The sequence below is a fragment of the Embleya sp. NPDC020886 genome, assembly GCF_044333915.1.
Classification (GTDB): Bacteria; Actinomycetota; Actinomycetes; order Streptomycetales; family Streptomycetaceae; genus Embleya.
This window is the reverse complement of record NZ_JBIRRX010000003.1, coordinates 953,324-962,353: the sequence shown is the minus strand read 5'-3', so window position 1 is coordinate 962,353 and position 9,030 is coordinate 953,324. Positions and strand designations below refer to the sequence as shown.

Annotated in this window: 8 protein-coding genes; 3 read left to right on the top strand and 5 right to left on the bottom strand. The window is 70.4% G+C overall.

The annotated features are described in order from the left end of the window. Window positions 1-509: 509 nt before the first annotated feature. From ACH4U8_RS15015 to ACH4U8_RS15005, 3 genes are all read right to left on the bottom strand, one after another. On the bottom strand, window positions 510-1,070 hold the full coding sequence (locus ACH4U8_RS15015) for a hypothetical protein (protein ID WP_395778185.1): 561 nt from the start codon (window positions 1,068-1,070) through the stop codon (window positions 510-512). After that, entirely contained in the window at window positions 1,070-1,990 is a 921-nt protein-coding gene (gene htpX / locus ACH4U8_RS15010; RefSeq protein WP_395778183.1) for a zinc metalloprotease HtpX, read from the bottom strand. Before htpX ends, ACH4U8_RS15015 begins: the two co-directional genes overlap by 1 nt. Window positions 1,991-2,472: 482 nt before the next feature. Next, window positions 2,473-3,066 carry a DinB family protein gene (locus ACH4U8_RS15005; RefSeq protein WP_395778181.1) on the bottom strand — a complete coding sequence of 198 codons (594 nt, stop codon included), beginning with the start codon at window positions 3,064-3,066 and terminating at the stop codon, window positions 2,473-2,475. Window positions 3,067-3,675: 609 nt separating this feature from the next. Here ACH4U8_RS15005 and ACH4U8_RS15000 point away from each other — a divergent pair. The 3 genes from ACH4U8_RS15000 (at window position 3,676) to ACH4U8_RS14990 (ending at window position 6,678) form a co-directional block, all read left to right on the top strand. Next, the gene (locus ACH4U8_RS15000; RefSeq protein ID WP_395778179.1) at window positions 3,676-4,905 is read left to right on the top strand and encodes a hypothetical protein; all 1,230 of its coding nucleotides are present in this window, start codon (window positions 3,676-3,678) and stop codon (window positions 4,903-4,905) included. A gap of 373 nt (window positions 4,906-5,278) precedes the next feature. Further along, entirely contained in the window at window positions 5,279-5,776 is a 498-nt protein-coding gene (locus ACH4U8_RS14995; RefSeq protein WP_395778177.1) for a hypothetical protein, read from the top strand. A 515-nt stretch (window positions 5,777-6,291) separates the two neighbouring features. After that, a complete protein-coding gene (locus tag ACH4U8_RS14990) occupies window positions 6,292-6,678 on the top strand; it encodes a hypothetical protein (RefSeq protein WP_395778175.1) in 387 nt (128 codons plus the stop codon). 592 nt (window positions 6,679-7,270) lie between these two features. On the opposite strand, the gene ACH4U8_RS14985 is transcribed toward ACH4U8_RS14990, so the two are convergent. After that, window positions 7,271-8,128, bottom strand: coding sequence for an NAD(P)H-binding protein (locus ACH4U8_RS14985; protein WP_395778173.1), 858 nt, complete (start codon window positions 8,126-8,128; stop codon window positions 7,271-7,273). Window positions 8,129-8,793: 665 nt separating this feature from the next. After that, on the bottom strand, window positions 8,794-9,021 hold the full coding sequence (locus ACH4U8_RS14980; RefSeq protein ID WP_395778171.1) for a hypothetical protein: 228 nt from the start codon (window positions 9,019-9,021) through the stop codon (window positions 8,794-8,796). Between the last annotated feature and the right edge of the window lie 9 nt (window positions 9,022-9,030).

Genomic DNA, 9,030 nt, shown 5'->3' with positions numbered 1-9,030 from the left:
TGCGTTCGAGGTGACGAAAGCACCGATGGATCGTTGGTCGGGGCATGACTGTGGACTCATCCGCGCAGCGGTACGGCGATGTGTTGTTCTCCTCCACCCGGGCCGAAGCGGCGCCCGCGACGAATGGCCCGCCGAGGGGCCCACTGTACGTCCGCCCCCGGCTCACCCGCACGGTTTCCGCGACGGCAACGCGACGTCGAGCAACGGACCGGCCGAAGGGGCCGATACATGCCATCCCAATCCCCTGTCGGCGACACGGATACCAGCCGAAGACGCTCCATCAGTCCGGGGACTTGCTCCCGGGAGGTCTCCCGCCGACAGCCCGGGACCGGGCAGACCAAGCGTCGCACCCGGATGTCGACACGAAGGGCCGTCGGCCGGACGAGGTCGCGGTCGCGGTCACGGTCACGGCTTGGGAGCCCGGGACGGCGACTTTTTGTTTCAGGGCCGGAAAACACGCTGCCCGCTCGTCGGCGCGGCGACCGCGACGTGACCTGCCCGGCGTATGGTCACAGACCCGGCGCACCCCAGACCGGAAACCACCGGGACAGGTCGGATTCGAGCCGCAGATCGTCGGTGACCGCCGCGTTGACCTGGAGCTCCAACGCGGTGTCGCGCTTCTCGTGTACGCCCGGCACCGGTGCGAAGGGGTAGAAGGTGCCGCGCTTGTACAGGTAGACCAAGGCGAGCCGGCGGCCGTCGGGATGCCCGAACGCGGCCAGTGAGCACAGCAGTTGCGGACCGAAACCGCCGTCCTCGAGCGCGATGTTGATCGCATGCAGATCGGTCACCAGGGAGCCCACGTCCTCGGGCGAGCGCTCGGCGAGCAGCCACGTGTACCCGTACTCGTCCCGGCTGCTCCGAAGCCCGTCGACCAGATCGTTCAGGTCGCGCAGCACCTGGTCGAACGCACCGCCCTCGACGGTGGCGAAGCACACCGACCCGGTGCCGGTGGGCCGGAACTCGGCGGCGATCTCCAGGGTGATGGCCGCCGAGGGCAAGCCGAACAATTGGTCGAGATCGGGCTTGACCGGCCTGCTTCGACCGAAGACCGAGTCGAACAGCCCCATCAGGCGGCACCGCCGAGTTCCGCGCTGATCCGGCCCAGTTGCTCCAGGCGCCGTTCGAGCGTCGGGTGGGTCGCGAACAGGTTCGCCAGGCTGTCCTTGGAGGCGATGGCCGGCGCGAAGAAGAACGCGTTGAACGGCTCGGCCCGGCGCAGATCGCGGGTCGGGATCCGAGCCATGGTGCCGCTGATCTTGGTCAGCGCGGAGGCGAGCGTGGAGGGTCGGCCGGTGAGCAGCGCAGCCGAACGGTCGGCGCACAGCTCGCGGTAGCGCGACAGGGTCCGGATGAGAACGAAGCTCAGCGTGTACACCACCACGCTCACCGCGGTCACGACCGCTATCAGGACCGCGGTGTTCTGGTCGCGGCGCATCCCGCCGAAGAGGCCGAACTGCACACCGACGCGGGTGAGCAACCCGGCCAGGACACCGAGGAAGGATGCGATCGTCATCACCGCGACGTCCTTGTGGGCGACGTGCGAGAGCTCGTGCGCCAGGACGCCTTCCAGCTCGGCGGGCTCCAGGCGGCGGAGCAGTCCGGTGGTGGTACACACGACCGTGTTCTTCCGGTTGCGGCCGGTAGCGAAGGCGTTGGGCACATCGGAGTCTGCGACCGCCACGCGCGGCTTGGGCATGTCGGCGAGGGTGCACAACCGATCGACCACGCCGTGCAGTTCCGGCTGCTCCTCGGGAGTGACCTCGCGGGCGCCCATCGCGAACGCCGCGAGTTTGTCGCTGAACCAGAACTGTGCCACGAAGAGACCGCCGATCAACACGACCGCGAGCGGCCAGGCCCGGCCGAGCATCACCACCAGCGCGCCCACGAAGGCCACATAGAGCAGGCCGAGCAGGAACATGGTGACGAGCATGCGGCGCACCAAGCCGCGATCGGTGGCGAATCGGGTGCCGGCGCTGGTCCTGGTCATCGATTCCTCCCTCGTGGGGGACCTGGTGGCGGGCCTCGCGGATGGCCCGGATGGGTGAATAAGGTAACGAATCGGGTCCTACTTTGATTCTCCCTCGCCGGCGGGCTCGGCGGGCGAGGCGCGCCGGCGGCGGGTGAGGGGCGGCACGCCCGGATGCGGATCGGGCAGGTCGCCGTCCCGTTCGGGATCTGGGCCCGCCACGCCATGTGGCTCCCGACCGCCGGGCAGGAGCATGCGGCTCTGCTCGCGTCGAGCGGCCGAACCTGCTCGGGCTGCCGCAGGTTGTCCTCGGCCGGGCCCGCCACCCGACGCTGTTGCGCCGCCGCGAGGGCATCGCCGACGCCCTCCCCCGCGCGCAGGCCGTCACCGCGACCTGGTGGGACGCCCATCGGCCGCAGGAGAAGACATCGCCGTGGTGCCTGCGACGACTTGCCGACGCCAACTGTGGGAGGGACTTGGCACACCGCCTCGCCCGGACGTGGTCACCTGCAGTAAGCCTTGCTTGGTGCGGCCGACCTGGCGGCCTGCTCGATCTTGGCGCAGTGGGCTGCACGGGCTTCCTCGTCGACCTGCTGCTCGTGTTCGGGGCGCAGCCCGGTCCGGCCGTCGAGGCCCTCGCGCAGGATGTCGGCGTGCCCGGCGTGCCGGTTGGTCTCGCCGAGGACGTGGACCATGATGGCGAACAGGTTCGTGTCGACATAAGTCTCCGGCCACCACGGCACGTGGCCCGGGGCGTCGAGGGGAAGCTCGTTGATCGTCTCGTCCGAGTGTTCCCACGTGCGCCGGTAGAACCCGATGATCTGATCGCGGGTCTCGTCCTCGGCGGCCCACTGATCGCTGCCGTCGGAGTCCTGCCACCGGGGCAGCGGTTCCGGGGAAGGGCGGTCGAAGACCTCGCCGAAGTACCTGGCCTCGACGGTGGCCACGTGTTTGACCAGGCCGAGGAGGTTGGTTCCGGTCGCCGTCAAAGGTCGGCGGGCGTCGTATTCGGACAAGCCGTCGAGTTTCCAGAGCAGCGCCTTGCGGTCCCGCCGCAGTCTGCCGTGCAGGTTGTCCCTCGCGAATTCATCGATCATGCGGCATGAGCCTGCCATGGCCCTGTTCTCGTATGGCTACCGCCGGGTGGCGTATCGCGCCGAGTGACTACTTGGGGTTGCGGTCGCGCTGGTGGAGGGCGGCGAAGTCGGCGTGCGCGGTCTCGACGGCTTCGGGGTACGTCTGCGTCTTCTCGTGTTCGGCGAGGGCCCGGGTTCGGGTACCGGCGCGGCGTCCGGGTCGCGGGTGTCTTCGGCTTCGCCCCAGCCACGCGCAAGCGGGTGGCACCCCGACCCGGAGCACGAACACGGGGACGGCGTGGGCGCGTTCTATTGCGCCGAAATGGAGATGCGCCGCAACGACCACGAACGTCCCCGCGCCGAACGCGCCCTGATCACGATGTCAGTGGTTTTGGACAGCAAGTGTCAGTGCGTTGGACACGGCTGATATCAGTGGATCCGGGTCAGTGCGGGTGCCATGGGTTGTCCCGACGCGTCGGAACTCTTCGACCTCCCCCGCCACGACCGCCCCGGGGTCGTCGCCGAGGCCCCGAACACCGCAGCGCCGACCACCGCTTGCCGACCGCGCCCGCGAAGTTGCCCAAGGGTGGCGGGGGTCGGCGGTCCGGGCGGCTCTGCTTGGCTGGGGTCGTGAACCCGCTCGCACTGCTCCTCGACCAGGCACCCGCGTCGATCACCGGTGCCGTATTGCGCCGCATCGATCCGCGGCTGCGGGCGGAGCTGTTCGCGAGGCCATCGCGCGTGGGAGAGGCCGCCGGGGCGTACCTCGTGGCGCACGGCGACGTCGACGAGCGGGCGTGGCTCGCGGGCAATCCGGGTGCGACACCGGAGACGCTGTCGGATCTGGCCCGCGCCCCGGAGCCCGCGGTCGCCGCAGGAGTGTTCGCAAACCCGGTTTCCCCCCGTGAGGCGCGGCTGCGGGTGCTGACGCGGGTCGTGGCCGCGACGCCGCTCCGCGAACTCCTGTACAACGAACTCGACCACCGGCAGATCAGCCGCCGCGACGCACTGTTCGAACGCGTCTGCGTGCTGGTCGAGTCCGACGACCCGCGCGTGGTCACAAGGGCGTTCGACCGGCTCGCCCAGCACGGGGCGAGACGGCCGTGGCTGTCGGGCGTACTTTTGCGCGGCTGCCTGAGCCTGCTGCGTACGGCAGGACCCGCCGCGGTCACCGCCGCGCTGCCGCGCGTACTGCCGCAGGCGACGGGCACGCCGTCGGACACGGTGGCCGCGGCCCTCGCCGCACCGACCGACGCCGCGCTGGTGACGCGTGCGCTCGACGAGTTCACGGGCATGCCGGCCGTCGTCGCACGGCTGCGCGACGAGAAGAACCTCCCCGGCGCCGCGGCGATGTTGCTGGCCCCGCGCGGTCCACTGGACTGGGACCTCGTCCTGCGCGAGCACCGGAGACTGCCGTGGTCCGAGTACGTGCGCATGGCCTTGGCCATGCAACCGGGGTGCCCACCCGAACTGCGGGCGTACCTGCCCGCGAGCTCGTCGCGCCACCCCGTCACCGAGTGGGTCGACGCGGACCCGGCCACCGGGCGGATCGTGGGTTCGCCGGTCTTCCGGGACGACCGGTCCAACGCGAGCGTCAGGCGCGCTCACACCCGCGGCACCCTGTCCGCGGCCGTCATCCTCCGCCACGGCGCCCCGGCGAGGAACGCCCTACGGGCCTTGGACCAGCGCGACACAGACCGGTACGCCGACACCCGTACGGCCCTGCGCGCGCTGACCCGGCCTGCCCTGGGCGACCGCACCGAGGCGTGGGCGGTGGCGCTGGCGCTGCTGCCGGACTTCACCGGGCCGTTGCCGCACCTGCTGATTGCGGCGGACGGGATCACCGCCCCACGGCGCTGACCCGGACGTCCGCCGCCGGCATGAAATGGGGTCCCTGGACTCGCGACATCGGCTTCCTGGCCTCGGTGTGCAGGCGCGGAGCCGTTCGAGGAGCACGTGTCCGACCGGTTCGCCGTGAGTCACCGATCGGGTGGGGCCACGACGACGAGGCGATCGCAAACAGATACCGAACACCGCTGACACTTGGTCCTGGCGAAATCCGCTGTCAAGTTCACGTCGGCGGCGGGATGTCCCGGACCTCCCGACCGGGCCGGGCGGCTGCGATCTGCTCCAGGTTTTCTGGTGCCCCTTCAAGGCCCACGGCCCGGGCCGGTACGACCTGGCGCTGCACCTGCGCCGGCGGCGGTCGTCAGAGGTCGGCAAGGTGCTGACATTGCAGCCGCAGCCTCCGGTCGTCGAATCGGAAGGGTTCGTTCCCGAGCCCTGCGTCCTGCACCCGGAGCAGGTGGTCACCTACCCGTTCGCCGACCCCGACTTCCTGCCCGAGGATCTGTGCGCCCGGATCGAAGCCTGGGACGCAGCCCAGGAGGAGGCCGAGCAATCGACCGACGAGAGCGCTGCCGGGCCGACCGGCTACCAGTACGACCTGTCCATCCCGCCCGGCCGGCGCGTCGGCGGCTTCGCTTCCTGGCACGCCACCGACCCATACCCCATGCATTGCCGGACCTGCGGGACACCGATGCGTCTCCTGCTGACCATCGACAGCTTGGAGTGGGACGGCGGCAGCGGCAGCCGGCAGCCGCTGGAAGACCGCCTGCCCGCCCACCGGTGCGCCATGCCCACCGAAGTGACCGCCGGCCGCTTCGGCGAACTCAACGTCTTCGCCTGCCCCACCACTCCCGACCATCCGCACCGCTGGAGCATCCAGTAGCTCCGGGACGACGGCCCCGTGCCGGGTTCGGCGCGCCGCCCATCGGCGAGCACGGGTGCTGTCGGATTACCACCCAACGCCCCCGCATCGGCGAACTCCATCGTGAGATCCGCGACTTGGAACCGCGTGGAGCGAGGATGCCGTCCAGCGGATCACCACCGAGAACACCACCCTCAACCAGCAGCTCCGCCGGATCACCGCCCGCAAACCGCGCCCTCGACGAGCGACTCAAGGCCGTGATCGCTGCAGAACCAGTCCACGACCATGCACCATCCGTACGCGCGGGAGGCGTTCGCACGGGGGCGCGCCCCCCGGAAACCCCGGGGGAACGAGTCGCCGTCCGGCGGTGGTTTCGGCTGTCCGGGCGGGCGTCGCGAGGGCCGAGCGACGTGATGGTTGGTCCATTAGGGTGACCCGACGCCGACCCGGCCCTCGGGGCGTGTGGAAGCCGGCAGGTTGGGAGCGTGTCCCCCGGGCCGCAAGGGCCCGGGCGTCGAATCGAAAGGCAGCAACCCATGAGGCTCCGCACGTCGTTGGGCACCGCGTTCGCCGCGGCGACCCTGGTCCTGGGCACCGGCGCGGTCACCGCCCACGCGGCTCCCTCCGGGGACGAGATCGAGTACGAGGTCGTCGACGAGGCCACCGGCCAGACCACCACCGGCACCGCCACCCCCTCTCCGCTTCCCGCGCTGGCACCCACCGCGAAGGCCAGTGGTTGTTCGGGGGAGTCGTTCTCCGGCCGACGCGCCACGATCACCTGCAACTACCCGAACTGGTACGGCTACCTCGGCTGCAGCAACGGCAACTTCTACAGGAGCCCGAACAAGCACGGGAAGGCCACGATCAGGTTCGTCTGCCCGCCGAACACCACGGCCAGGAGCATCGCCATCTACACGTACTGAGCCCGGGCCCGTCGTCGAACGCCTCGGCCCACTTCGCGCACGCCCCACCACAGCGGATACGCCGGGCGACACGCGACGTCGGAACGCGGCGCCGGTCACGGCGGCCGAGGCGGCGAGTGTCTCGCGTCGAGTGGGCATGACAACACAGTGGTACGAGGCGATCCCTTCGACCATGGCGCCAAGTGGAGAATCGGGGTGGGGACGGCCCCACCCCCGGGAACGAGGGCGGCACCGTCCGGACAACACATCGACGGACGACTCCCAGCACGGCCTCACACAGCGCGACATCCACGGAATGCGTCGGGAGAAGCCGATCGGCCTCGATCAGCAGGCCCGCCGCCTCCGGGCGGATGTCGTAGAAATCGGCGCACTCCTTGAGCCCCATTCCCGTCCTGATGATCCCGAAGGCTCGACAGGTCGTGACATCGAAGTCGCCTGTCTGCCACCAGAGTCCGTCCATCATGTACATCGCATCGACTTCGTCGAGCAACGCCCCATCCCGTACAAAAGGAAATCCCGCGTTCGCGTCGACGAACAGGGCGGTGCTGCGCGCCTCGGCCCGCAGCACCGCCCCGCCTCATGCCCTAGACCGTCAGGCGGTCGGGGCCAGCTCGGCGGCGTGGTCGACCGCCCACTGCGCGAGCGTGCGGCCCTTCTTCCCGGTCACCTGCTCGAACGTGGGCGAGACCGACGGGGGTTCCTCGGCGTATTCGGCCTGGTAGCCCAGGATGAACTCGGCGATCTCCGCCGGGAATCCGACCTCGAGGTAGGCGCGGCGGGCCTGACCGTACGTCAGTCCCTCGAACGCGATCGCGCGGCCGAGCCCGGCGCCGATCGCCCGCGCTTGCTCCCGGTGGGTCAGGGCCTCCGGCCCGGTCAGGTCGTACGCCCGGCCCGCGTGGCCGTCCCGCGTCAGGGCGATCGCTGCGACGTCGGCGATGTCGGCCTCGTGGATCGGCACGCCGATGCCCTCGGGGTAGGCGTTGCGGACCATGCTCTCGTTGCGGATGGACTCGCCCCAGACGTCGAGCTTGTTGACGGCGAACTCGCCCGGCCGCACGTGGGTCCAGGCCACCTGGCACTTCTCGACGACCTGTTCCACCGCGTGGAGCGTGTCGTAGTGGCCGCCTCGTCCGGTCGTGACGGCAGAGCTGGTCAGGGTCACGATCCGGGCGACCCCGGCCGCCACGGCACGGCCGACCAGGGCTTGCGCCAGGTCGGCCGCGTGCGCCGGGTCGAAGATGCCCGCGACGAGGAACACACTCCCCACCCCGTCGAACGCCAGGTCGCCCGAACTGTTCAGGTCGCCCTTGACGACGTCGACGCCCTTGGGCAGCCCGGCGGTCTCCGGAGTGCGGGTGAGCGCCCGGACGGGCCGTCCGGCCGCGACGAGCCGAGCGACCACGTGCCTGCCCACGGTGCCGGTCGCTCCGGTCACGAGGATGGTCATGGAGAACCCCTGTTTGTGGGAAACGAACGATGGATGCGGGCCCGCTGCCGAGGACGGTAGGACAAGTCCGGAAGCCCTCGCACATGGGAACGTTCCCGCGGGGGCCTGGACAGCCGTTCCACGCAGCAGCGTCATGACCGACGTTCCGGCGGCCGGGCGTCTCGCTCCGCCGCAACGGCTTCCGCTCCCCTGGTCCGCCGTTCCCGGGTGGGGAACCACGATCAAAGATCGCCATCATCGTCGCGGGCATCCTCGGCTACTTCGCCAAATGGGAGAAGGACGGTTTCTTCGCCGAACTCAACGGCCTACTAAGGCAGTTGATCCTTCAGCGGAAAGGACGCGATGCGGAGCCGTCGGCCTACGTGATCAACGCGCAGAGCGTCAAGACCTCTTCGATCTCACCTGAGGTCGGCCCCGGAACGCGGCCGTCGCCGGGTCGGGCGGGGTGATCGTCGGGAGTACCTCCCTCAGGGCAGGGTCCGGGCCCGGTCGCCGGGGCCGGCAGCAGGCACACAGGAGGGCGGCGACCGTGTTCTCCCACGGTTTCGTGGGGGTGCCGGTGTCGATCATGGCGCGGGCCTGTTCATCGAGGCCGCGTTCCACCAGCGACATGATCGTGATCTGGCGGCCGTCGAGCAGCCGGTTGCCGACGCTGCGGTGCGCGGTCATGGTTGCAGCGGCGTCGGTCCGGCGGCCGAGGTGAGGCGTCCCGCGTCGGCGAAGGCGCGGTGCTGTCGCCGGCACCGGTGGGCCGCGAGGTCGGGCATCCCGACGTCGGAGGCGATCAGCGCTGCGTAGTCGAGGACTCCGCCGGCGCGGGCCACCAGGTCACGGTGGCCCGCGTCGGCGGGCGGGACGGCCGGCGCAGTGAGTGCGGTGATGCGCTCGGGCACTTCCGAAGC

Coding starts and splice junctions, on each gene's coding strand:
- ACH4U8_RS15015 (WP_395778185.1), bottom strand. CDS start 1,070: ATGGGGCTGTTCGACTCGGTCTTCGGTCGAAGCAGGCCGGTCAAGCCC.
- htpX (WP_395778183.1), bottom strand. CDS start 1,990: ATGACCAGGACCAGCGCCGGCACCCGATTCGCCACCGATCGCGGCTTG.
- ACH4U8_RS15005 (WP_395778181.1), bottom strand. CDS start 3,066: ATGATCGATGAATTCGCGAGGGACAACCTGCACGGCAGACTGCGGCGG.
- ACH4U8_RS14990 (WP_395778175.1), top strand. CDS start 6,292: ATGAGGCTCCGCACGTCGTTGGGCACCGCGTTCGCCGCGGCGACCCTG.
- ACH4U8_RS14985 (WP_395778173.1), bottom strand. CDS start 8,128: ATGACCATCCTCGTGACCGGAGCGACCGGCACCGTGGGCAGGCACGTG.